This window comes from Streptomyces gilvus, assembly GCF_022513565.1.
Taxonomy (GTDB): Bacteria; Actinomycetota; Actinomycetes; order Streptomycetales; family Streptomycetaceae; genus Streptomyces; species Streptomyces gilvus.
Genome location: NZ_JAKWBE010000006.1, coordinates 54,950 through 76,663 on the forward strand (window position 1 = coordinate 54,950; position 21,714 = coordinate 76,663).

The 21,714-nt window shown below is 72.6% G+C and carries 15 protein-coding genes and 2 pseudogenes; 10 read left to right on the forward strand and 7 right to left on the reverse strand.

Going from position 1 to position 21,714, the window contains the following annotated elements:
• Positions 1-15: 15 nt before the first annotated feature.
• Positions 16-3,774, reverse strand: coding sequence for an nSTAND1 domain-containing NTPase (locus tag MKW14_RS11735; protein ID WP_240861928.1), 3,759 nt, complete (start codon positions 3,772-3,774; stop codon positions 16-18).
• A gap of 250 nt (positions 3,775-4,024) precedes the next feature.
• Between MKW14_RS11735 and MKW14_RS11740 the strand changes: the two genes are divergently transcribed.
• The 3 genes from MKW14_RS11740 to MKW14_RS11750 all read left to right on the forward strand — a co-directional run bounded on the left by MKW14_RS11740 (position 4,025) and on the right by MKW14_RS11750 (position 7,204).
• Positions 4,025-4,969, forward strand: a complete 945-nt coding sequence (locus MKW14_RS11740; protein WP_240861929.1) for a ribosome-inactivating family protein — start codon at positions 4,025-4,027, stop codon at positions 4,967-4,969.
• A gap of 219 nt (positions 4,970-5,188) precedes the next feature.
• On the forward strand, positions 5,189-5,941 hold the full coding sequence (locus MKW14_RS11745) for an NPP1 family protein (RefSeq protein ID WP_240861932.1): 753 nt from the start codon (positions 5,189-5,191) through the stop codon (positions 5,939-5,941).
• A 24-nt stretch (positions 5,942-5,965) separates the two neighbouring features.
• Entirely contained in the window at positions 5,966-7,204 is a 1,239-nt protein-coding gene (locus tag MKW14_RS11750) for an amidohydrolase (protein ID WP_240861934.1), read from the forward strand.
• Positions 7,205-7,225: 21 nt separating this feature from the next.
• Here the strand turns inward: MKW14_RS11750 and MKW14_RS11755 are convergent, their stop codons facing one another.
• Positions 7,226-8,299: a hypothetical protein gene (locus tag MKW14_RS11755; protein ID WP_240861936.1), complete on the reverse strand. Its 1,074-nt coding sequence runs from the start codon at positions 8,297-8,299 to the stop codon at positions 7,226-7,228.
• A gap of 189 nt (positions 8,300-8,488) precedes the next feature.
• Between MKW14_RS11755 and MKW14_RS11760 the strand changes: the two genes are divergently transcribed.
• Both MKW14_RS11760 and MKW14_RS11765 read left to right on the forward strand, forming a co-directional pair.
• The gene (locus MKW14_RS11760) at positions 8,489-8,956 is read left to right on the forward strand and encodes a hypothetical protein (protein WP_240861938.1); all 468 of its coding nucleotides are present in this window, start codon (positions 8,489-8,491) and stop codon (positions 8,954-8,956) included.
• A 71-nt stretch (positions 8,957-9,027) separates the two neighbouring features.
• Positions 9,028-9,945 carry a hypothetical protein gene (locus MKW14_RS11765; protein WP_240861941.1) on the forward strand — a complete coding sequence of 306 codons (918 nt, stop codon included), beginning with the start codon at positions 9,028-9,030 and terminating at the stop codon, positions 9,943-9,945.
• On the opposite strand, the gene MKW14_RS11770 is transcribed toward MKW14_RS11765, so the two are convergent.
• Positions 9,851-11,170: an aminotransferase-like domain-containing protein gene (locus tag MKW14_RS11770; protein ID WP_240861942.1), complete on the reverse strand. Its 1,320-nt coding sequence runs from the start codon at positions 11,168-11,170 to the stop codon at positions 9,851-9,853. The two genes, MKW14_RS11765 and MKW14_RS11770, sit on opposite strands and share 95 nt — an antisense overlap.
• Before the next feature lie 86 nt (positions 11,171-11,256).
• On the opposite strand from MKW14_RS11770, the gene MKW14_RS11775 reads away from it, so the two are divergent.
• From MKW14_RS11775 to MKW14_RS11785, 3 genes are read left to right on the forward strand one after another with little or no spacing between them, the layout of a single operon-like run.
• A complete protein-coding gene (locus MKW14_RS11775) occupies positions 11,257-12,000 on the forward strand; it encodes an alpha/beta fold hydrolase (protein WP_240861944.1) in 744 nt (247 codons plus the stop codon).
• Between the two features lie 11 nt (positions 12,001-12,011).
• Entirely contained in the window at positions 12,012-12,962 is a 951-nt protein-coding gene (locus MKW14_RS11780) for an endonuclease/exonuclease/phosphatase family protein (RefSeq protein WP_240861945.1), read from the forward strand.
• A 27-nt stretch (positions 12,963-12,989) separates the two neighbouring features.
• Complete coding sequence (locus tag MKW14_RS11785; RefSeq protein WP_240861946.1) at positions 12,990-14,924, forward strand: FUSC family protein; 1,935 nt, start codon at positions 12,990-12,992, stop codon at positions 14,922-14,924.
• A gap of 332 nt (positions 14,925-15,256) precedes the next feature.
• Here the strand turns inward: MKW14_RS11785 and MKW14_RS11790 are convergent.
• Positions 15,257-15,490: pseudogene (locus MKW14_RS11790) on the reverse strand (phosphatase); the annotation flags it as partial.
• A gap of 141 nt (positions 15,491-15,631) precedes the next feature.
• Between MKW14_RS11790 and MKW14_RS41785 the strand changes: the two are divergent.
• Entirely contained in the window at positions 15,632-17,290 is a 1,659-nt protein-coding gene (locus tag MKW14_RS41785) for a VWA domain-containing protein (protein ID WP_240861948.1), read from the forward strand.
• Positions 17,291-17,432: 142 nt separating this feature from the next.
• Entirely contained in the window at positions 17,433-19,148 is a 1,716-nt protein-coding gene (gene metG, locus MKW14_RS11800; RefSeq protein ID WP_240861950.1) for a methionine--tRNA ligase, read from the forward strand.
• Between the two features lie 65 nt (positions 19,149-19,213).
• Here metG and MKW14_RS11805 read toward each other — a convergent pair whose 3' ends face one another.
• From MKW14_RS11805 to MKW14_RS11815, 3 genes and pseudogenes are all read right to left on the reverse strand, one after another.
• A complete protein-coding gene (locus tag MKW14_RS11805) occupies positions 19,214-19,429 on the reverse strand; it encodes a DUF397 domain-containing protein (RefSeq protein ID WP_240861952.1) in 216 nt (71 codons plus the stop codon).
• Positions 19,426-19,689: pseudogene (locus tag MKW14_RS11810) on the reverse strand (Scr1 family TA system antitoxin-like transcriptional regulator); the annotation flags it as partial. The pseudogene MKW14_RS11810 and the gene MKW14_RS11805, both read right to left, overlap by 4 nt.
• A 479-nt stretch (positions 19,690-20,168) precedes the next feature.
• On the reverse strand, positions 20,169-21,518 hold the full coding sequence (locus MKW14_RS11815; protein WP_240861954.1) for a pectate lyase family protein: 1,350 nt from the start codon (positions 21,516-21,518) through the stop codon (positions 20,169-20,171).
• Between the last annotated feature and the right edge of the window lie 196 nt (positions 21,519-21,714).

The following is a 21,714-nucleotide window of genomic DNA, read 5'->3' on the forward strand; positions in this document are numbered from 1 at the left end:
GGGGAAACGCCGCTTTCACCGGCCCGCGACCGACGCGTCGCACACCTTCCGGTACGGCGCGTCCGGTACATACGTGCGCCACTGCGCCGCCGTCAGACCGACACCCCCCGCCCGCGCGCACACCCGCTCGACGGCCCGCGCCGGATCGACCGCGTACCGCTGGAGCGGCACATGCGCGCTGCTCGCGTACACCGTGGTGCCGTCGGCGCTGAAGGCGAGCGAGTCGATCTCCTCGCCGGGGGTGGTGAGGGGACTGCCGAGGGGCTGCTGCGTGGCCACGTCCCACAGTTGGAGGCTGCCGGCGTCGCCGGCGACGGCGAGGGTGCGGCCGTCGGGGCTGAAGGCGAGGGCGCTGACCCCCTCGGGGGTGGTGCCGAGCGGGACGGCGAAGACGTTGCGCAGGATGCCGAGGCGGTGTCCCAGGTCCCCGTTCCACAGGGCGACCCGGCCGGTCAGGTCGCCGGCCGCGAGTAGGGAGCCGTCGGCGGTGAAGGCCAGCGCGCCCGTCTCCTCGCCCTGCACGAGGTCGGGCACGCTGGTCCGAGCGCCCCGACGTCGGCCGTCTCCGCCAGCGGGTGGCAGGCGTGTCGCCCGGCCGTCGCCGACGAGGAGCCCGCCGTCGGGGCGCACGGCCAGGTGGTTGGCGGTGACGCCGGTCAGGACCGAGGTGCGCCGGCCGCGGGCGACGTCCCACACCTCGTCGCTCACCTCCCCGGTGGCCGAGTCGCGGGAGACGTACAGCGTGCGGCCGGCCGGTCCGAGGGCGATCTCCACGGCCGCGTCCCCGGGCAGGTCCAGCGAGCCGACGGCCCGCCCGTGCGGCACGTCGGCGACCGTGATCCGCTGCGCCACCGCACGCCGGCCCGGCGCCGAGACGCCGTAGGCGAACCGGGTGCCGTCGGCGTCGAAAGCCAGCAGGGGCACGGTGTAGGCGGGTACGACGGGCTCGCCCGGGTCGGCCGAGACGGGGACCGGGACCGCGGGGAAGGTGTGCAGGACGCGGCCGTCGGCGGTGGCGAGGAGACGGAAGGTGTAGTGGTCGCCGGCGCGCTGGACGGTGGCGTAGGTGCGGCCGTCGGGGCTGAGGCGGACGTAGTCCAGTGGCGTGTCGCGCCAGGCGGTGGTGACGGCCGGGCCGAGGTCGAGGGTGTGGACGGTGCCGCCCTCCAGGTAGCGCAGGGTGCGGCCGTCGGCGTCCCAGAACAGGCCGCCGTAGAGGTGCTCGTTGTTGAAGGAGTGGCGGAAGACGGGGGCCCCGGTGTCGGTGAGACGCCAGACGCGGACCTCGCCGCGGTCGGCGGTGGCCAGGAAGGCTCCGTCGGGGCTGAAGGAGGCGTACTGCACACCGGTGTCGTGGACGTCGGCGGTCCGCCTTCCCGTGGTCGTGTCCCAGACGCGGAAGCCGGTGGCCGTGGCGGCGGCCAGGCGGTGGCCGGCGAGGGCGAGGAAGGCGGGGTCCTCGTCGCAGACGTGGTCGCCGCGCCAGGCGCCGGACAGCTCGCGCCCGGTGGCGGTGTCCCAGACCTGCGGGTTTCCTCCGGAAGGGCAGACGGCCGCGAGGCGTCCGTCGGCGCTCAGGGTGGTCAGCGGCGTCTCCGTCGGCGGGGTCTGGAACAGCACACGGCCGTCCCCGACCGAACGCAGCCGCACCCGGTCGCCCTCGACGGCGAGGAAGGAACGGCCGTCGGCGGTGAAGCGCAGGTCGGTGGCGTCGGTCAGGGGCGCCGCGCCGCCGGTCCAGCGGCCGGTGGCGGGGTTCCACAGCCGTACGGCCAGGTTGTCGTCCGTCACGCCGAGGACCCGTCCGCCCGGGCCGATGTCGGTCACCGTGCCCGCGGGCACCCGGCCGGAGGCGAGGGCGCGGTGGGAGGTCACGTCCCAGGTGTGCCAGGTGCGGCCGTCGGAGCTGAGGAGGGTGCGGCCGCCGTCGGTCAGGGCGCGCCGGGGGCCGTCGCCGGGCGAGGGATCGGTGAAGGTGTCGGTCTCCACCTGACCGACGGAGCCGAGCAGGGCGCGGCGGGTCTCGGGGAGTTCGGCGACGCGCCAGGCGGCTGCGCCCAGGAGCAGGGCGGCGCGCGGTTCTGTGGTGCGCAGCGCGTCGGCGACGTCGGCGACACGGCGGGCCGCGTTCTCGGTGCGCTGGACCTCGCTCGTGCCGTACTGGCGCCAGACCACGAAGCCCGAGAGCAGCGCGACGGCCAGCACGGCCGACAGGGACACGGTCAGCACGCGGTGCCGGCGGATGATCCGGGCGGCGGAGCGGCGTTCGGCCTCGCGGGCGTCCAGCGCGGCGGTGAGGAAGGCGCGCTCCGGTCCGGTGAGGGCCGGGTCGCTCTCGTGGCCGGGGAAGAGTTCCTCGGCGCGGGCCAGCCGGGTGCCCCGGTACAGGGCGCCGGGATCGCGGTCGTGCTCCAGCCAGGCGCAGGCCGCCTGGGTGAGCGCCCGGTGGTGGCGCAGGCGTTCGCGGTCCTCCTCGATCCAGCCGTGCAGCCGGGGCCAGGAGGTGATGAGGGCCTCGTGGGCGAGCTGGACGCCGTCCTCGTCCGCGGTCAGCAGCCGGGCGCGCGTGAGGTGTTCGAGCGCGGCGGGGACGTCGGGGTCGGCCCACTGGTCCAGTTCGAGGCGGGTGAGGGGGCGGCGGGTGTCGGGGGTGCCCTGGCCCGGGACGACCATGCGCTGCAGCAGGTCGCGGGCGGCGCGGGCCTGCGGCGGGGTCAGGCCGCCGTAGACCTCCTCGGCGCTCGCGGCGATCGCGCCGCGCACCCCTCCGGCGGCCTCGTATCCGGCGAGGGTCAGCACGCGGCCCTTGCGGCGGCGCCAGGTCTCCTGCAGGGCGTGGCTGAGCATCGGCAGGCCGCCGGGTTCGTCGAGGACCTCCTCCACCAGCCGGGCGGTGAGGGTGCGCTCGACGATGAGCCCGGCCGCCTGCCCGGGCCCCACCACCGCCTCCCGCAGTTCCTCCGCGGTCATCGGGCCGAGCAGCAGTGCGGCGCCGCGCAGGGCGTCCGCGAGGCCGCGGTGCTCGGCACAGCGGGCGTAGAAGTCGGCGCGTACGGCGATCAGGACGCGCAGCCGGCTGTCCGGGTCGCGGGCGGCGAGCAGCAGGTCGACGAAACGCGAGCGCTCCCGTGGGTCGCGGCAGAGGGTGAAGACCTCCTCGAACTGGTCCACGACGACCCAGCTCTCCGGCTCGCCGGGGGCAGGGGTCAGCAGGTGTCCGTAGGCCGTGGCGGGTGTCGGGCCGGGCGTGAGGATGCGCAGGGCGGCCGGGGTGCCGCGCCGGACGATCTCCTCCTGCAGCCGCGGTATCAGTCCCGCCCGCAGCAGGGACGACTTGCCGCTGCCCGAGGGGCCGAACAGGACGGCGAAGCGGTGTTCGCAGACCAGCGTGTCGACCTCGTCGACCACGCGGTCCCGGCCGAAGAAGAGGTGCCGGTCGCCGGGTTCGAACCGGGCGAGCCCGCGGTACGGCGCCGGTGCCTCCGGCTCCTCCTGCACCGAGGCCCGGGCGAGTTCGGCCTCGGCGTCCTTCCAGCGCGGCTCCCATGCGTCCGGGTCGCCTCCGCAGGCGCGGACGTAGCCCTGGACGACGGCGAGCGAGGGCAGCCGTTCACCCGCGGCCGCCTGTGACAGCGTTGTCGCGGAGAAGCCGGCCGTCTTCGCCATCGCCCGGTAGGACGGCCCGCCGGCCTCCCGGCGCAGTTCCCGCAGCTCGTGCGCGAGTCGCTGGACGGGACCGGACCCGGGGTCCAGTGGTCTTTCGGGACGCCCCATGTGCTCGTACCTCCGTGCACCTGACGAAAGGGACATCAGGCGCGATGATCCTAAGCCGCGGCAGGGAACGGTAGTTGGACACCGGGTGACGGACCGGTGAAGTGACACGTGTCACGCACGCGAGCGTGACACGTGTCACGCCCTGTGGGCCGGGCGGAATTGATTGAGGCCCCGAGGGGGCCTGCGAATCAACTCCCCGGTCGCGATCGTCGGTGGTGACATCACGGCCACCGAACAACCGGAGCACGCCATGCCCAGCAACACCCTTCGCCGTATCGGCCTCACCGCGGCCGCCGCGTCCGCACTCCTCGGAGTCGCGGTGTCCGGGCTGGGGAACGGGATCACCGCCACGTCCGCCGGCACGACGGCCGCCCCTGTGAAGATCAACGCCGAGACCGTCGCCAACGTCAACTTCCCGCAGATCCACTGGAACATCGACGGCGGCGCCGACGCCTACCGCCAGATGCTCGCCGACCTGGACCAGCTGGCCCGTTCGACCGCCAACGCGCGGCAGAGCGCGTCGCTCGTCAACACCCGCGGCAACCGCGTGACGGTCACCGTCCTCGACAACACGAAGACGAACAAGTTCGCGGACATCGTGATCAGCGCCCCCGGCCACTTCGCGCCCACCGTGCACGCCGTGGTGCGGCTCAGCGACCTATACGTGGTGCGCGTCTACAGCGTCAGGTCGCCCAGCAACCGCGTCCTCAACCTCATCAGCGGGGTCCCGAACCAGTCCTCCAGCGACGACAACTTCTTCGTCGGCAGGGAGGGCTACGACGCCCTGGCCCGGGTCGCCGACCAGGCACTGACCGACGTCACCGTCGGCCCCGGCCCGTTGGCGAACGCCCTGTTCCAGCTGGACAACCCGAACTCGACCCGCCTCAACCAGGCCCGCGGCCTGCTCTCCCTGATCTTCAGCATCTCGGAGGGATCCCGCTTCCGTACCCTCGCCGACCGCGTCGCCTCCTCCCTGGACAGCGGGAACTCGGTCAACTACAGCTCCCAGCAGATCTCCCTGATCCGCGACTGGGCCGGTGTCAGCCACGTCTTCGTCGGCCAGACCAACCACACGGACGACGGCGCGAGCACGAGCGTCGCCGGGGCGAGCATCTCCGACGCACGGCAGGCGGCGTCCCTGCTGGCGATCGCCCTCAACGACGGCGCCAACCCCAACCCCAAGGACGAGCTCTGACGGCCGCGGCCTGATCCGGCACAGACACCCCCGGCGGGGCACCCATCCCCAAGTCCTGTCCCGCCGGGGGCTCCTTCCTGTGAACGCGCACTGATCAGTTCCTCGAACAGCCCGCGCACGTTCGCAGAAAAGCCTTTCCAAGGCGTCCTCGGACTGCCAGTCTTCGGTCGCCCGGATGTCATGTCCGGGGCAAGTCCGCCCTGTCGACTGGAGCTCCCCATGCCCCACCGCCTCGCCCGATCCGCGGCCGTCGCGGGCAGCGCCGCCGTCCTGGCCGTCGCCCTGTCCGGCAGCGCCTCCGCGGGCGTGCTGCAGAACCTGCCCGAGAACGCGACCACATACGAGAAGAACTTCGAGCCGCTGTACGACTACGACACGGACAGCTGCTACCCCGCCGCCGCCATCGACCCGGACGGCAACCTCAACGGCGGCCTGAAGCCGACCGGTTCGGTCACCGGCAGCTGCCGCACCGGCCATCTCGACCACGCCAACACCTACTCGCGCACCAAGTGCGACAACGGCTGGTGCGGCACCGTCTACGCCAGCTACTTCGAGAAGGACGAGGCCTCCCCGGGCATCGGCCACCGCCACGACTGGGAGTGCATCGTCGTCTGGGTCAGGCAGGGCGACTCCACCCCGTCGTACCTGTCCGCGTCCCAGCACGGCGACTTCGACACCCACGCCGTGGCCGACGTGCCGATGAGCGGGCAGCGCGTCCAGGTCGTCTACCAGAAGGACGGTCTGTCCACCCACGACTTCCGGTTCGCCAAGTGGGGCGAGACCCCGGAGAACGACGACGGCGCCTGGCACCAGGAGAACCTGCTCACCTGGGAGAACATGGCCTCCAACCTGCGCTCCGTCCTGAACGCCTCGGACTGGGGCGACGCCAACTTCCCGCTCCAGGACGCCAAGTTCGACGACCACCTCGCCAAGGCGAAGCCGAGCGGGATCGACTTCGACCCGTACGCGTGAGCCAACTTGCGTACGCTGCCTGACGTGACCACTGCCGCCGCCCGCGCCGCCCTCGACCTCACCGCCTCTCTCCCGGTCGCCGATCTGGCCGACTTCTACCGGGATCTGCACCGCCATCCCGAACTCTCCCTCCAGGAGCACCGCACGGCGGCCCGGTTCGCCGAGCGGCTGAGGAAGGCCGGGTACGAGGTCGAGGAGGGCGTCGGCGCCACCGGCGTCGCCGGGATGCTCAGGAACGGCGACGGGCCCACGGTCCTGCTGCGCGCCGACATGGACGCGCTGCCGGTCACCGAGGAGACCGGGCTGCCGTACGCCTCCGAGGTGCCCGGGGTGATGCACGCGTGCGGGCACGATCTGCACGTGACCTGGCTCGCGGGCGCCGCGGAGGCGCTGGCCGCCGGGCGGGACGCCTGGAGCGGCACCCTGCTCGTGGTCGGCCAGCCCGCCGAGGAGACCGGCGAGGGCGCGGCACGGATGGTGGCGGACGGCCTGTACGAGCGGCTCGCCCGGCCGGACGTGCTGCTCGGACAGCACGCGGCGCCCGGCCCGGTCGGGTTCTACGCCCACACCCCGGGGCTGGTCATGTCCGCTTCGACGGACATCGACATCGTCGTGCACGGCCGGGGCGGGCACGGCTCACGGCCCGAGACGACCGTCGACCCTGTCGTCACGGCCGCCTACCTCGTGACCCGTCTGCAGACGGTCGTCTCCCGCGAGATCGCCGCCCGTGAGTCGGCCGTGCTGACCGTGGGGCGCATCGAGGCGGGCACCCGGCACAACATCATCCCGTCCGAGGCGCGCATCGCCCTCAACCTGCGCACCCAGTCCGACGAGGTGCGCGAGCGGATGATCGCGGCCGTCCGGCGCATCGCGGCCGGCGAGGCGCTCGCCGCCGGCTGCCCCCGCGAGCCGGAGATCCGGGTGGGCGCGGCCTTCCCGGTGACCGTCAACGACGCGGACACCGACCGCCGGGTGGCCGCCGTGCACGAGGAGGTGCTGGGCGCGGGGACGGTGCTGGACTTCGGCCCGGTGATGGGCAGCGAGGACTTCCCCCGGCTGGCCGAGGGCGGGATCCCGTACGACTACTGGTTCGTGACGACGACGCCGGCCGAGGTGTGGGACGCGGCCGAGGGCGAGGACCTGATGGAGAAGTTCCTCGCCGTCCCCAGCAACCACAGCCCCCGCTTCGCACCCGACCTGGCGACGATCACGCCGGGCGTACGGACGCTGGTGTCGGGGGCGCTGGCGTATCTCGCCGGTTAGACCGGACGCCTGGGCGGCGGCTCAGCCCTGGGTCTGCAACTGGCGCAGCTGGCGCTGGACATGGTCGAGCGCGCCCTGCCGGCGGCCGGGCACCCGTGAGCGCAGGTCCGCCAGCCGGGGCCCGAGTTCGCGGGCCGCCTCCGGGTCCCGGATCTGCCCCCACTGGTGGTGCGCCCGGTCCACCGCCGTCTCGACCTCCGGCGCGTCGGCAGCCTGCCCCGCCGTCAGCCGCGCGGCGGCCACCCCCAGCCAGGTGCGGCAGCTGCGCACCGGATCCCCGGCGAACATGGCCAGGTCCGCCCGGACCTCGGCCCAGTGCAGCGCGGACTCGGACCCGGGGCCGTACGCCCTCAGGGCCGCATGCTCGTGCCGGGCGGCGAGCGCGTCGGCGTCGGGGTGCCGTCCGGAGCGGACGGCGGCGGAGATGGCGGCGTGCGGGTCGTCGACGGCCGGTGACTGCGGGGGCGGAGCCGTCGGCGCGGTCAGCACCAGCCCGGGAGCCTCGTCGGCGATCCGGCTCAGCGCCTGCTGGTGGAGCTGGTCCAGCGGCGGACGCCGGCCGCTTCTCAGCAGGGTCGCCACCGCCTTCATGTACGTCGGCACGGCCACCTCCCTGCGGGCGGGCGGCGGCGCGATCCGGCCGTGGACGACGGTGTTGCGGCCGCAGTCCAGAGCGTTCGCCCGCAGCCACTCCCAGGTCTCGGCGTCGGCGTGCAGATCGAGCAGGAGGGTCGTCGCACCGGCGGGGCGCAGCCGCAGCTCCTCCCGGATCCAGTGCCAGGGCAGGCCGGTGTAGCGGACCGTGGCGGGGGTGGTCCGGGCCAGCGCGAGGTGCGGAAGCCGCTGGCGGCGGTCGAGTTGGAGCTGTCCGGTGACGAAGACGGTGAGCGGGCCCGGGGCCGCCGCGGCTGCCCGCAGCCGGGTCAGCACGGCCTGCGGCTCCAGGGGGTCGGCGAGTTCGACGACGTTGGCCGTGTCCGTGCCCGACAGCACCGACGGCGGGACGGCGGCGAGCACGGGGAGCACGGAGGCCGCGTCCACCAAGCACCCCTTGCCCGCCGGGGCGGCGGCGAGCAGCAGCACGGTTCCTGGCATCGGTCCCTCCCCATCCCCCGTCGATCACGTACGGCAGCACCGTAACCGCTGCGGCTGCAAAGGTGGGTCTCCGGACCGCAAACGTGCCCTTCCGCCCGCCTCCCCCGACTTGCCCCTTCCCTTCCCACTTGCCAGGCCCCTTCCCCAGGTGTGCATTGGTAGGGGGCGAGGAGAGAGAGGAGCGCTCTCATGGCTCATGTGGCACCCACGTCCGGCGGGATGATGGGGCGGGTCCGGGCGAACCGGGCCGCCCGCCCCACCCGCACACCCGACCTCTTCGACGAACGCGTCCACACCGCGGGGCGGTACGGCATCCCCGTGGTGCTCGGACTCCTCTACGGCTACTGGGCGGCCGCCAACCGCCGGGGCGGCGGTGAGATCACCGGCTGGAACATCCTGTTCGGCTTCGTGACGGCCGCGGCGTGGATCGTGCTGTGCATCGCCGTCGCGACCTTCGCCCCGCTGCTCAGGCGGGAGCTGCACTCCCTGGTGAAGTCCGCCTTCGCGGGCGCCTCGATCGGCTTCCTCTACAGCCAGACCGGCGAGTCGGTGCTGCGCTCGGCCGCGCTGGGCGTGGCGGTGACCGCCGGCATCTTCCTCGTGTTCTTCTACCGCTACTACACACGCGAGGACGCCGTCGGCAACCGCATCCGCTGAGACGACACCCGGTACACCCGTACGGAGTCCTTCCGCTCGCGGGTCCGGCGCCCGGGCGGTTGCCTGGGAGCGTGCCCTCACGCCTCAGGAGCGCCCTGTCGGCCGCTCTGATCGCCCTCGCCTGTCTCCTCGCGCCCTGCGGCGCGCTGGCGGCCTGGGCGGCGTACGGGCTCGCCGACACCGGCGTGTACGTCACCACGATGGCGCCGCTGGCCGCCGACCCGAACGTCCGCGACGCCGTCGCGGACACCGTGGGCGCCGGGATCATGGACGAGGTCGGCGACCAGGCCGACGTCCGCCCGATGCGCTCGGCGGTGCGCCCGTTCGTGCAGGACGCGGTGCGCTCCTTCACCCGCACCGAGGCCTTCCGCGCCGCCTGGGACGCCGCCAACCGGGTCCTGCACGACGCGGTGCTGCGGGCCCTGCGCGACGACCACGAGGGCGATGTGACCGTCGACCTCGCGCCCGTCACCGCGCAGGTCAAGCAGCGACTGGCCGACGACCACATGCCGCTGGCGAGCCGTATCCCGGTCGAGCACACGGCGGTCGACGTTCTCCCGGCCCAGGACCTGGACCGGCTCCGGAAAGGGTTCCACGTGCTGGAAGTCGCCGGTTTCTGGCTCCCCGTCGCGGCCGTCGTGTTCGCCCTCTCGGGCATCGCGATCGCCGTCCGCCGCCGCCGCGCGCTCACCGCGACCGCCCTCGGCACCGCGCTCGGCGGCGCCCTGCTGGGCCTCGCGGTCCTCGTCGGCCGCGACCTCACGCTGGCGGACCTGCCCGAGGAGGCCCGCCGTCCGGCCGCCGGCGCCGTCTACGACGCCCTCACCGCGACCCTGCGCGAGGCCGCCTGGCTGCTGGTCGCGATCGGTCTGGCAGTCGCCCTGGCCGCCTGGCTCAGCGGCCGCTGGGTCCACCTCGTGCGACGGCGGCGAGGGTCGCCAGCGCCCGCTCCAGATCCGGCAGGGCAGCCGACGCGAGTCCGAGCCTGACGGCGTCGGGCGTCCGGCCGGGGTCCACGGCGAAGGCGGGTCCCGGGGTCACGGCGATCCCGTGCCCGGCCGCCGCGGCCGTGAAGGTGTCCGCCCGCCAGGGCGCGGGCAGGTCCCACCAGGCGTAGTACGCCCGCGGATCGCACCGCACCCGGAAGCCGCCCAGCCACCGCTCCACCAGCCGCTGCCGCTGCCGCGCGTCCTCCCGCTTGGCGGCCACCAGCCCGGCCACCGTCCCGTCCTCGATCCACCGCACCGCCGCCTCCAGGGCGAACCGCCCCGCGCTCCACCCCCCGGAGCGCACCACGTCCGCGACCTGCTCCGCCCGGTGCGGCGGTACGACGAGAAAGCCGACGGTGAGCCCGGGCGCGACCCGCTTGGAGAGCCCGTCGACGACATGGGTGAGACCCGGGGCGTGGACGGCGAGCGGTTCCTCGCCGTCCGCCAGGAAGGACCAGATGCGGTCCTCGACGACCGGGATGTCCAAGTCGACCGCCACGGACGCCACTTGACGCCTGCGAGCGCCGCTCATGGTCACCGAGGTCGGGTTGTGCAGGGTCGGCTGGACGTAGAGGGCGGACAGGGGAGTGCTGCGGTGGGCCGCGGCCACGGCGTCCGGGAGCAGTCCGTCCCCGTCCGTGGCGAGCGGCACCAGGGTGACGCCGATGCGCGCGGCGATCTCCTTGACCAGCGGATACGTCAGCGCCTCGACGCCGACCCGGCCGCCCGGCCGGACCAGGGAGGCGAGGGCGGCGGCGATGGCCTGCCGGGCGTTGCCGGTGAAGAGCACCTGGCCGGGGAGGCCGAGCAGGGCGGACGCGGCCTCGCGGGCCCGCGCGGTGCCGTCGGCGGGGGCCGGGCGGAGGGCGTCGGTCAGGACGTCGGGCCGGGTCAGCGGCGCGAGGGCCGGGGCGAGGAGCTCCGACTGACCCGGCGCGGAAGGGTAGTTGAGCTCCATGTTGACGAGGGCGGTCGTCGCCGGTTCGGTGAGCGCGCGTCCGCCCGGCCGCGGGGGAGCGGCCCGTACGAAGGTGCCGCGTCCGACCTCGCCGACGACCAGGCCCCGCCGCACGAGTTCGCCGTACGCCCGCTCCGCAGTCGACGCGGCCACCCCGTGCCGGCGGGCGAACGCCCGCTGCGGGGGCAGCCGTTCCCCGGGCCGGAGCCGGCCGGCCGCGATGTCGGCGGCTATGCGGTCGGCGATGCGCCGGTAGTCGTGTCCCATGCGAGTCCCTGACCTGTACGGATCGATTGCACCGAGGGCAAAGATCTTATTGCACCGAGGAGTTGGGCCGACCTAGGGTCGTGGTCATGGCGATCCCCCTGGTGCTGATCCACGGCCACCCCTTCGACCGCACGATGTGGAACCCGCAGCTCGAGACGTTCTCCCCCGCCCGCCGCGTCATCGCCCCCGACCTGCGCGGCTACGGCGGCACCCCGGCCGGTCCCGAGGTGACCCGCTTCGAGGAGTTCGCCGAGGACATCGAGGCGCTGCTGGACCGGGAGCGGGTGGAGACCTGCGTGCTCGCCGGGCTCTCCATGGGCGGCCAGATCGCGATGGACTGCTACCGGCGGTTCCCGGACCGCGTCCGGGGCCTGGTCCTCGCCGACACCTTCCCGGCGGCCGAGACCCCCGAGGGCGTCCGCACCCGCCACGCCATGGCGGACCGGCTGCTGCGCGAGGGCATGCGCGGGTACGCCGACGAGGTCCTGGAGAAGATGGTCGCCCCGTACGCCGACGCCCGGGTCAAGGCGCACGTCCACCGCATGATGACGGGCACGTCCCCCCGCTTCGCCGCGGCGGCCCTGCGCGCCCGCGCCGCCCGCCCCGACTACCGCGACCTGCTGACGAGGGTGACCGTCCCCGCCCTGGTCGTGGTGGGCGAGGACGACGAGTACACGCCGGTCGCGGAGGCGGAGGCGATGCACACGGCCCTCCCGGACTCGACCCTGTGCGTGATCGAGGGCACGGCCCACCTGCCGAACCTGGAGCGGCCCAAGGCGTTCGACGAGGCGCTGCGGGGGTTCCTGGCGCGGATCGACGACCGCCCGTAATCTCGGGGTTTGTGACCTCCTCAGCCCGGCGGCTCGGCGCCTGGTGCGCCGGGCTGCTGCTGGCCGGCGTCAGCGTCGTCGTGGGCTGCAGAGCCGCCGGCACCGACGGCGTCACGCCGATCCCCCAGGTCCTCGCGTTCCTTCCGTGGCTCCTCGCGCCCACCGCACTGGCCCTGTTCCTCGCCCTCCTCGCGCGGTGGCGGCTCGGTCTGGTGTGGTGTCTGGCCGTCCTCGCCCTGCTGGCGTGGTTCATCCGGCCGTACGGGCCGTCCGGCGAACCGCACGGCACCCCGCTCGCCGACGTCGAGGTGCTCACCTCGAACGTCGAGTTCGGGCGTGGCACCGGCTCCCTCGTCCCCGTCGTCCGCGCCAGGAGACCGGACATCGTGTTCGTGGAGGAGTGCGAGTACACCTGCCAGGCCACCCTGCGCCGGGAGTTCGACGCCGCCTACCCCTACCGGCAGGCCGTCGAGGCGGGCGGCTCCGGGGGCTCGGTCATCCTCAGCCGCTTCCCGCTGCGGGGCACGGCCCCCGTCCCCGGCACCATGGGCATGCCCGGCGCCGTCGCCGACGTGCGCGGACACGCCGTACGGCTCCAGCTCGCGCACCCCATGCCCCCGCTGCCCGGCCAGGTCGGCCTGTGGCGCCGCGAACTCGGGCGGCTGCGGGAGGTGGCCGCCGCAACCCGTACGCCGCTGATCCTGGCCGGCGACTTCAACGCCTCCCAGGACCACGAGGCCTTCCGGCGCATCCTCGACACCGGTCTGCGCGACGCCGCCCGGCTCTCCGGTCACGGACGCACCCCCAGCTGGCCGGCCCGCACCGCCCCGGTGATCGGCGCCCAGATCGACCATGTGCTCGTCTCCCAGGAGTTCTCGGCGAGCGGCGCCCGGTTCCTGCACGTGTCCGACACCGACCACCGCGCGCTGCTGGTGCACCTCACCCTTCACCAGCGGGGATGACACAGCACGGGTGCCCATAATGGGCGCATGCCCCGAGAGTTCCCCATCGGCCTCACCCCTCCCGACTGGCTGGTCCGGAACCTCCAAGCCCAGCAGGCGCCCCTCAACCGGCCCGCCCTCGCCCGCGCCGCGACCGCCATGGCCCTCCCGCTCGCCGTCGGCCTCGCGGCCGGCCGCCCCGCCTACGGCGCCCTCGCCTCAATGGGCGCCCTGTCCGGCGTCATCGGCGACACGGCGGACGCGTACCGCATGCGCATCCTCAACATCGCGATCCCGCAGCTCTTCGGCGCCGTCGGGGTGACCCTGGGCTCCCTGGTCTTCGGCCAGGGCTGGCTCGCGGTCGCCACCGTCACCGGCGTGGCGCTGGTCTCCGGGATGATCTCGACGATCGGCGCGGTGGCCTCCGTCTCCGGACTGCTGCTGCTTCTGAACTGCGTGGTCGGCGCGGGCCTGCCCATGCCGGGCGACTGGTGGCTCGCCCCGGCCCTGATGACCGGCGGCGGGCTGCTGGTGCTGCTGCTCGCGCTGCTCGCCTGGCCGTTGCGGTCCGGGGTGCCGGAACGGGCGGCGGTCGCGGACACGTACCGCACGGTGGCCCGGCTCCTCGCCGCCTGCGCCCGCGACGACTACGACGCCGCGCGCCGCGCGGTCACCCAGTCCCTGAACCAGTCGTACGACCTCATCCTCGCCCGGCGCGCCCGCCACCACGGCCGCAGCCCCGAACTCACCCGGCTGCTCGCCCAGTTGAACGCGATCACCCCCGTCGTGGAGGCCGCCCCCGCCGCCCATCTCAGCGGCCGCCCCCTGCCGCCGGAGATACCCGACGCGGTACGGCACCTCGCGCACGCCGTCGAAACCGGCTACACGGGACCGACCGGCCTGAAGCTCCCCCTGCCGACCTCCGAGACCGCCCGGGCCGTCGACCACGCCCTGCGCCACGCGGCCGAGGTCGTCTCCGTGCCGGACGTCGACCCGCGCGGCATCGACGACCGCCTCGGCCGCCCCGCCGCCCTCTCCGTCCGCACTGCCCGCGCCGCCCGCAACGTCACCCTGTCCGCGAACTCCTGGCGGTACGGCCTGCGTCTGGCCCTGTGCATCGGCCTCGCCCAGGTACTCGTCTCCACCGTCGCGGTGCCGCGCTCCTACTGGGTGGCCCTGACCATCACCTTCGTCCTCAAGCCCGACTTCGGCTCGGTCTTCTCCCGTGCCCTGCTGCGCGCGCTGGGCACGGTCGCCGGGCTGGTCATCGCGGCCGCGGTCCTCTCCGAGGTGCCCCGGGGCTGGTGGGACGTACCCGTGCTGCTCGTCCTGGCCCCCCTGATCCCCGCGCTCACTCCGCGCGGGTACGGCTACCAGACCGCCGCCATCACCCCGGTGATCCTGCTCCTGTCCGACGTCCTCAACCACCAGGGCACGGCACTGCTGCTGCCGCGGCTGGTCGACTCGCTGATCGGCTGCGGCATCGCGCTGGTCGCCGGCTATCTGCTGTGGCCGGAGAGCTGGCACACCCGGGTCGGCGACCGGCTCGCGGACGCGGTCGCCGACACCGCCCGCTATGTGGAGGCCGCCTTCGGCGACGGCACCGAACCCGCCGCCCGCGCCCGGATGCGCCGGCGCCTCTACCGCGACCTGTCCGTCGTCCGCACCGAGTTCCAGCGCGCCCTGACCGAACCGCCGCCGACCGGCCGCCGGGCCGCCGCGTGGTGGCCGCTGGTCGTCGCGGTGGAACGGATCGTGGACGCGACGACGGCGGCCCGGGTCCGCGTACGGCACGGGGCGCCCGCCCCTTCGACCGCCGAGGTCGGTCAAGTGGTCCTGCAACTACGGGAGTTGACGGAGGGACTACGGGAGGCCGAGGTGCTGTACGCGGTCCGCACGGATCTCACGGGACCGGCCGGGAGCGTACTGGAGCCCCTGCGCCAGGAGGTCGCGGCGGCACGAGCCATCGCCTCACCCCACTGACACGGAACAGCGGGGTGCGGGCCGCCTCGCTTCAGGGAGGCGACCCGCACCGGGTGGGGGGCGGAGGCTGGCGCGCACTCGTGTCGAGGGTCTTGTCCAGGGCCTTGTCCGACCTGAGACAGACCTCGACGGCGCGCTGCCCGCGCTGGAGGAGGCGTACTGGGAGGCGTACTGGGAGACGTACTGGGAGACGTACTGGGAGGCGGCCAGACAGGCACCGGCATACCGGGAATGGCTGGAACTGGAGGGTACGAGAGCCTCGCGGCACCCGCGCATCCCGGTCCCGGCGCTCCCGTAGCCGATTTTCAGCCGACCGAGCCGACTGCGGTGCCTCAGACGCCGATGTCGCGGCCGTCCCGGCGCCGCACGGCGAGCACGGCGGGCCGCGTGATCCTCCCGGGCCCGTCCGGCCAGGTGCTCACCGGCCTCTCCACGGACGCGCGGTCGACCTCGCCCGGATGCTGTACGGCGACGAGCACACGCCGCTCCTGGATCACGGGCCGGCGCTTGCCCTTGGCGGCCACGCCGAACAGTCCGTCGTGCGAGCCGAGCTGGTTGCCGTCGGTGTAGGCGGCAGCTTGCGCTATTGACACGGGACGATTTCGCTCTCCCGCCCCTGCCCAAGATCGCCATCTAGGGCCGCTAACCTTACGTGTCCGTCCTGGCCAGCGATTGACGGGCTTCAACTCACGCGAAGGGTTGCGCACATGGGCATTCTCACTCTCCTGCGGAATGCGTTCGGCAGGTCACGCAAGGGGCGTGCCACCGAAGCAGAGGGTGCCGAAACGCCTTCGCAGACACCGGAACCCACGGTCCCGTCCCCCTCCCCGGCCCCGGAACCGACCCCTTCCGCCCACGTCCCCGAGCCCCGCACGGAGACCCCGGAACCGCCGAAGGACGACGAACACGAACTGGTCGCGGCGGCCTTCGACAACGTAACGGTCCCGAGGCCGACCGAGCCGGGCGAGCCGGGGGTCACTGAGCCGACGGAGCCTGCTGAGCGGGAGGTCACTGAGCCGACGGAGCCTGCTGAGCGGGAGGTCGAGGAGCCGGTGGCGACTGCGGCACCGGCGGCCGAGACGCCGGTGGCGGAGGAGCCGAAGGCAGAGGCGCCGAAGGCAGAGTCGCCGTCCGAGGCTGCGGAAGCGGCGCCTGCGGAGGAGCCGAAGGCTGCGGAGCCCGCGGTGGCCCCTGAGCCTGCCGAGGTTGCTGAGCCCACCGTGGCCGCTGAGGCGGAATCCACGCCTGAACCGGCCGCGACCGAGGTGGAAGCGCCCAAGGCGGAGGCAGCCGAGCCGGAAGCCACAGAACGGGAGACGGCAGAGCCCGAGGCGAGCGCGCCGGTAGCCGAAGAGGCTCCGGAACCGACGGTGGCAGAGCCGGCGGCTGAGGAGCCGGTCGCCGAAGAGCCCACGCCGGCGGAGCCCGAAACCGCCGAGGCGGCGAAGCCGGAAGCTGCGGAGCCGGAGCCGGAGCCGGAGGCCGAGACTGCTGAGCCGGAAGTGGTGGCGGAAGCCACGGCTGCCGAGGCGTCCGAGGTATCCGAGGTGTCCGATAACGCGGCTGACGAGGTGACCGCCGAACCCGAGCCCCAGCCCACGGCCCCTGTCGCGGCAGCGGACGAACCCGCGGTCGCCGACGGCGGGGAAGCCCCACAGGGGCCACCCGCACCCGACGACGAGACTGTCACGGTTGGTGCGGGTGGGAGCAAGACGGCCGAAGGCGAAGCCGAGGCCGTGGTCGACGGCGACGCCGCGTCAACCGCCCTCACCAAGGCCAGCCTCACCGGCACCCGAGCCGCCGTCTACCTCGTCCTCGACCGCTCCGCGAGCATGCGCCCGTACTACAAGGACGGATCGGCCCAGGCTCTCGCCGACCAGACCCTCGCCCTCGCCACGCACCTCACCCCCGACACCTCCGGCACCCCCACCGTCCACGTCGTCTTCTTCTCCACAGAAGTGGACGGCACGATCGACCTCACCCCCGCCTCCCCCGAGAACGCCATCGACGAGGCCCACGCGAGCCTCGGCCGCATGGGCCGCACCAGCTACCACGCCGCCGTGGAGGCCGTACTCGCCCACTACGACAAGAACGCCACCCCCGGCACCCCCGCCCTGGTGGTCTTCCAGACCGACGGCGCCCCCGACGCGAAGACCCCCGCCACCCAGTCCCTCACCGACGCCGCGAAGACCCACCCCTCGGTGTTCTTCTCCTTCGTCGCGTTCGGCGACCACGACAACAAGGCCTTCGACTACCTCCGCAAACTGAAGACCGACAACAGGGCCTTCTTCCACGCGGGCCCGACCCCCCTGGAACTCACCGACGCGGAGCTCTACGACGGCATCCTCATCGACTGGCGACCGTAGGCACACGAGCACGCACAGCAGCACCACCCACATGCCGCCCGCTTCTCAGCCCGCAAAACGGGAGGCGGGCGGCATACACATGTCGGCTACGATTTCAAGGTTCGCAAAACCAGCAACGAAACCGACCTGGGAGCAGCCCCCGATGGCTCGACACCTCATCACCAGCGCCCTTCCGTACATCAACGGAATCAAGCACCTGGGCAACATGGTGGGGTCCATGCTCCCGGCGGACGTGTACTCCCGCTACCTCCGCCAGCGCGGCCACGACGTCCTCTACATCTGCGCGACCGACGAGCACGGCACCCCGGCCGAGCTGGCGGCGAAGGAGCAGGGACTCCCCGTCGCCGAGTTCTGCGCCCAGGCGCACGACGCCCAGAAGGCGGTCTACGACGGCTTCGCGCTGGCCTTCGACTACTTCGGCCGGAGCTCCTCCCAGCAGAACGTCGAGATCACCCAGCACTTCGCCCGCCGCCTCAACGAGAACGCCTTCATCGAGGAGCGGGCGATCCGCCAGGTCTACAGCCCCGCCGACGGCCGCTTCCTGCCGGACCGCTACGTCGAGGGCACCTGCCCCCACTGCGGCTACGACAAGGCCCGCGGCGACCAGTGCGAGAACTGCACCCGCGTCCTGGACCCGACCGACCTGATCAACCCGCGCTCGGCGATCTCCGGCTCCACCGACCTCGAGGTCCGCGAGACCAAGCACCTCTTCCTGCTCCAGTCCAAGCTGCAGCACGAGGTCGAGGAGTGGGTCTCCCGGCACGAGGACGACTGGCCGCAGCTGGCCTCCTCCATCGCCCGCAAGTGGCTGAACGAGGGCCTGCACGACCGCGCGATCACCCGCGACCTGGACTGGGGCGTCCCCGTCCCGGCCGACACCTGGCCGGAGCTGGCGGCGGAGGGCAAGGTCTTCTACGTCTGGTTCGACGCCCCGATCGAGTACATCGGCGCGACGAAGGAGTGGGCGGACCTCGACCCGGAGAACCGGGACTGGAAGTCGTGGTGGTACGAGGCGGACGACACCGTCCGCTACACCGAGTTCATGGCGAAGGACAACGTCCCCTTCCACACGGTGATGTTCCCGGCCACCGAGCTCGGCGTCCGCGAGCCGTGGAAGAAGGTCGACTACGTCAAGGCCTTCAACTGGCTGACGTACTACGGCGGCAAGTTCTCCACCTCCCAGAAGCGCGGCGTCTTCACCGACCAGGCCCTGGAGATCCTGCCCGCCGACTACTGGCGCTACTTCCTCATCGCGAACGCCCCCGAGTCCGACGACTCGTCCTTCACCTGGGAGCACTTCACGGCCACGGTCAACAAGGACCTGGCCGACACCCTCGGCAACTTCGTCAACCGCGTCCTGTCCTTCTCCCGCAAGCGCTTCGGCGACGAGGTGCCCGCGGGCGGCGAGCCCGGCGAGGCGGAGCGCAAGCTCGGCGAGGAGATCGCCCGGCTCCTCGCCGAGTACGAGGCGCAGATGGAGTCCCTCCAGTTCCGCAAGGCCGCGGCGGCGCTGCGCGCCCTGTGGTCGGCCGGCAACTCCTACCTGGAGGAGAAGGCCCCCTGGCTGGAGATCAAGACCGACAAGGAGGGCGCCGCCCTCACCCTCCGCACGGCGATGAACCTCATCCACCTGTACGCGGTGGTCTCGGAGCCGTTCATCCCGACGACGTCGGCCGCCATGCGCCAGGCCTTCACCCTGACCGACGACACCGCCACCTGGGTCACCGCGGACGAGGCCCGCGCCCTGACCTCGGTCCCGGCCGGCACCCCCTTCACGGTCCCCCCGGTCCTCTTCGCCAAGCTCACGGACGAGGACCTGGAGAGCTACAAGGAGCGCTTCGGCGGCGAGGCCGCCTGACCCAGATGTTCTGTCCGCGCCCCGCGTCAGTGACAACCAGGCGCGGGGCAAGTGCAGTTGAGAAGTCAGTTCCCCGACGCGTACGCCACGAAGTCCGCCCAGGCTTGCGGCGCCAGCGCGAGGCGCGGGCCGGCGTCGCGGTGCTTGGAGTCGCGGACGTGGATGGTGCCGGGGGTGGTGGCGACCTCGACGCAGGAGTTGCCGTCGCCGCTGCTGCTGCTGTAGCTGCTCTTGAACCAGGCCGGCGCGGAGCCGTCGCCGGAGGTGGAGTTGCCGCTCATGTTTCTCCCAGCAGCTGCTCGATGAACGCCCGCGACTCTCGGGGCGTGAGCGCCTGGGCCCGGATCATGCTATAGCGCAGGTCAAGGATGCGGATCTGCTTCGGATCGGTCACAGGGCGGCCGTTGAACGCCCCATCGGAGCGCCCCACCACCGTACCGTCCGGGAACTTCAGCACCTCGATGATCCCGCCCGTGCCGAAGTGTTCCTCGACGTCTGTCGGCATCACCTGGATCGACACGTTCCGCAACTCCCCCAGCTGCGCCCCCAGATGGGCGGTCACAAGGAGCAGAAGCCGACTCTCGTCATGCGTCTGATCCGGCTCGTGCCGGAACGGACGGCGAAGCACGCGAGGAGGTGGCTGCTCTGGTGGCTCAGCAGGTAGCCGGATATCCCCTCCACAGCGGGGGACATCCGGCGCGCTCCTGCTGAGCTTGGGCCTCCGCCTGGATTACCCGGTCCGGGCGGGGGCCCTCCTTGTGTCCAAGTACAGCACAGCCGGTGCCGCGGCGGCACCCGGAGTCACCGAAGCGCAAGCCCCCGTGCTCCGGTCCGACCTGCGCTCCCTATGCACCACCCACCGGCGATAAAGCACCCCACCAAACCCCACCCCTCCCTCCCGCCGGGCAAACTCACTCCCGCGAGTGAATATGGCCCAACTCGGCTGGATTTCCGGTCCTGAATCGGGCCCAGGAAGCCGTAACGCTTCCCGGGCCCGTTCACCTCGTCAGGACGGCGTCGTCACGACAGCACGCCCGCCCCCGTCGTCGAAGCCAGTTCCGTCAGCAGGTTCTTCGCCGACGACTCCAGGCCCGCCGTCAGGGTCGGCGTCCAGTTGACCGTCGTCTTGATCTTCTTCGAGCTCGCGGCGTTGTACGCGGCGACCAGGTCGGTCGTCGTGCCGTTGACGACGTTGCCGCTGCCCTTGATCGAGCCGGTGCCGTCGCCGCTGAGGAGCTTGGAGATCTTCTGGCCCGCCGGGATCTTCCAGTAGTTGTTCTGGGCCACGACCTGCGCCTTCGCCCGGGAGTTGATGCTGTACTGCAGGGCGTAGCCGTTCAGCGTGGCCGTGTCGTAGACGTTGTTGTAGATGTGGATCTGGCCGAGGCGGGACAGCGGGGCCCGCTGGACGATGCCCTTCCAGACGTTGTGGTGGATCGTCACGCGCAGCTTGCCGGTGCTGTCGGTGTCGCTGGCGCCGATCAGCATGGTCTTGTCGTGGTTGGTGAACTGGTTGCGCTCGACGGTCACCAGGTCGGAGCCCTTGGTGATGTCCATGGCCCCGTCGTGGACCTGGTACTCACGGCCGTAGTACTTCGGGTTCGTGCTGTCGAAGTGGCCGGCGTCGGTGAAGGTGTTGTGGTCGGCCCAGACATGGGTCGCGCCGCGCAGGGTGACGGAGTCGTACTGCGAGTTCCAGTTGCCGCTGGAGCCGTCCGTGGGGTCCCACTGCGGAAAGCAGTCCTCGGTGTCGGAGAAGGTCAGGTTGCGCACGATGACGTTGTCGACCTTCTGGATCTGCAGCATCCCGCCGGTGATGCCGGCCTTGGTGCCGGGCACGCCGACGATCGTGGTGTTGGCGGGCACCTTGAAGACGATGTTCGCGGCCTGCTTCTTCTGCGCGGCGGCCCGCGCCTTCTCCTGCGTGCCGGAGGGCAGCTTGGAGCGGCCGTAGGTGGCGGGGTCGTACGCCTTCAGGTACGACGCCAGTGAATATCCGGTGCCGGACGCGTAGTTCGCGCACGTCAGCTTCTTGCCGGAGGCGTCGGTGTTCGCGTCGATCGTGCCCTTGACCTTGATGATCCGCGGGGTGGTGTCCGACACCGAGCCGAGCGCCTTCACCAGCTGGGCGCGGGTGGAGACGGTGAAGGTGTGCGCGGAGTCGGCCTTCGCGCCGCCGGTCGTGCCGGAACCGGAGGACGCCCAGCCGTCCTTGGCGGCGAGCGTCTGGTGGTACAGGTCGACGGTGGTCGTCCCGGCGTTCGCGTTCATCACGAGCACACCGGCACCGACACCGGCGGCCACGACGGCGGCGGAGACGACGAGGGTGCGCCGCCTGCGGAGGGACCGGCGGTGGGAGGCAGAGGCCACGAGGAGTTCCTTACGAGCGGTCGAGGGACATGTGCGGTTCATGGAGCACCCGTGAAGGTGCTTCCGTCCTCAAGTGGCCGCCGGGACCAAGGAAGTTGCCGTACCGGATCACCTTTCTTTCCCCATCGGCTCCCCACCCGCTTCCCATGCGGTGATCATGGACTGGTAAAGTCCGCTCACTTGTGCGAGGGCGGGG

Excerpts from the sequence above, each read along its gene's own strand:
- MKW14_RS11760 (WP_240861938.1), top strand. The coding sequence starts at position 8,489 with ATGGCTCATGTGGCACCCACGTCCGGCGGGATGATGGGGCGGGTCCGG.
- MKW14_RS11745 (WP_240861932.1), top strand. The coding sequence starts at position 5,189 with ATGCCCCACCGCCTCGCCCGATCCGCGGCCGTCGCGGGCAGCGCCGCC.
- MKW14_RS41785 (WP_240861948.1), top strand. The coding sequence starts at position 15,632 with ATGGGCATTCTCACTCTCCTGCGGAATGCGTTCGGCAGGTCACGCAAG.
- MKW14_RS11805 (WP_240861952.1), bottom strand. The coding sequence starts at position 19,429 with ATGAGCGGCAACTCCACCTCCGGCGACGGCTCCGCGCCGGCCTGGTTC.
- MKW14_RS11775 (WP_240861944.1), top strand. The coding sequence starts at position 11,257 with ATGGCGATCCCCCTGGTGCTGATCCACGGCCACCCCTTCGACCGCACG.
- MKW14_RS11755 (WP_240861936.1), bottom strand. The coding sequence starts at position 8,299 with ATGCCAGGAACCGTGCTGCTGCTCGCCGCCGCCCCGGCGGGCAAGGGG.
- MKW14_RS11740 (WP_240861929.1), top strand. The coding sequence starts at position 4,025 with ATGCCCAGCAACACCCTTCGCCGTATCGGCCTCACCGCGGCCGCCGCG.
- MKW14_RS11770 (WP_240861942.1), bottom strand. The coding sequence starts at position 11,170 with ATGGGACACGACTACCGGCGCATCGCCGACCGCATAGCCGCCGACATC.
- MKW14_RS11735 (WP_240861928.1), bottom strand. The coding sequence starts at position 3,774 with ATGGGGCGTCCCGAAAGACCACTGGACCCCGGGTCCGGTCCCGTCCAG.
- MKW14_RS11785 (WP_240861946.1), top strand. The coding sequence starts at position 12,990 with ATGCCCCGAGAGTTCCCCATCGGCCTCACCCCTCCCGACTGGCTGGTC.
- metG (WP_240861950.1), top strand. The coding sequence starts at position 17,433 with ATGGCTCGACACCTCATCACCAGCGCCCTTCCGTACATCAACGGAATC.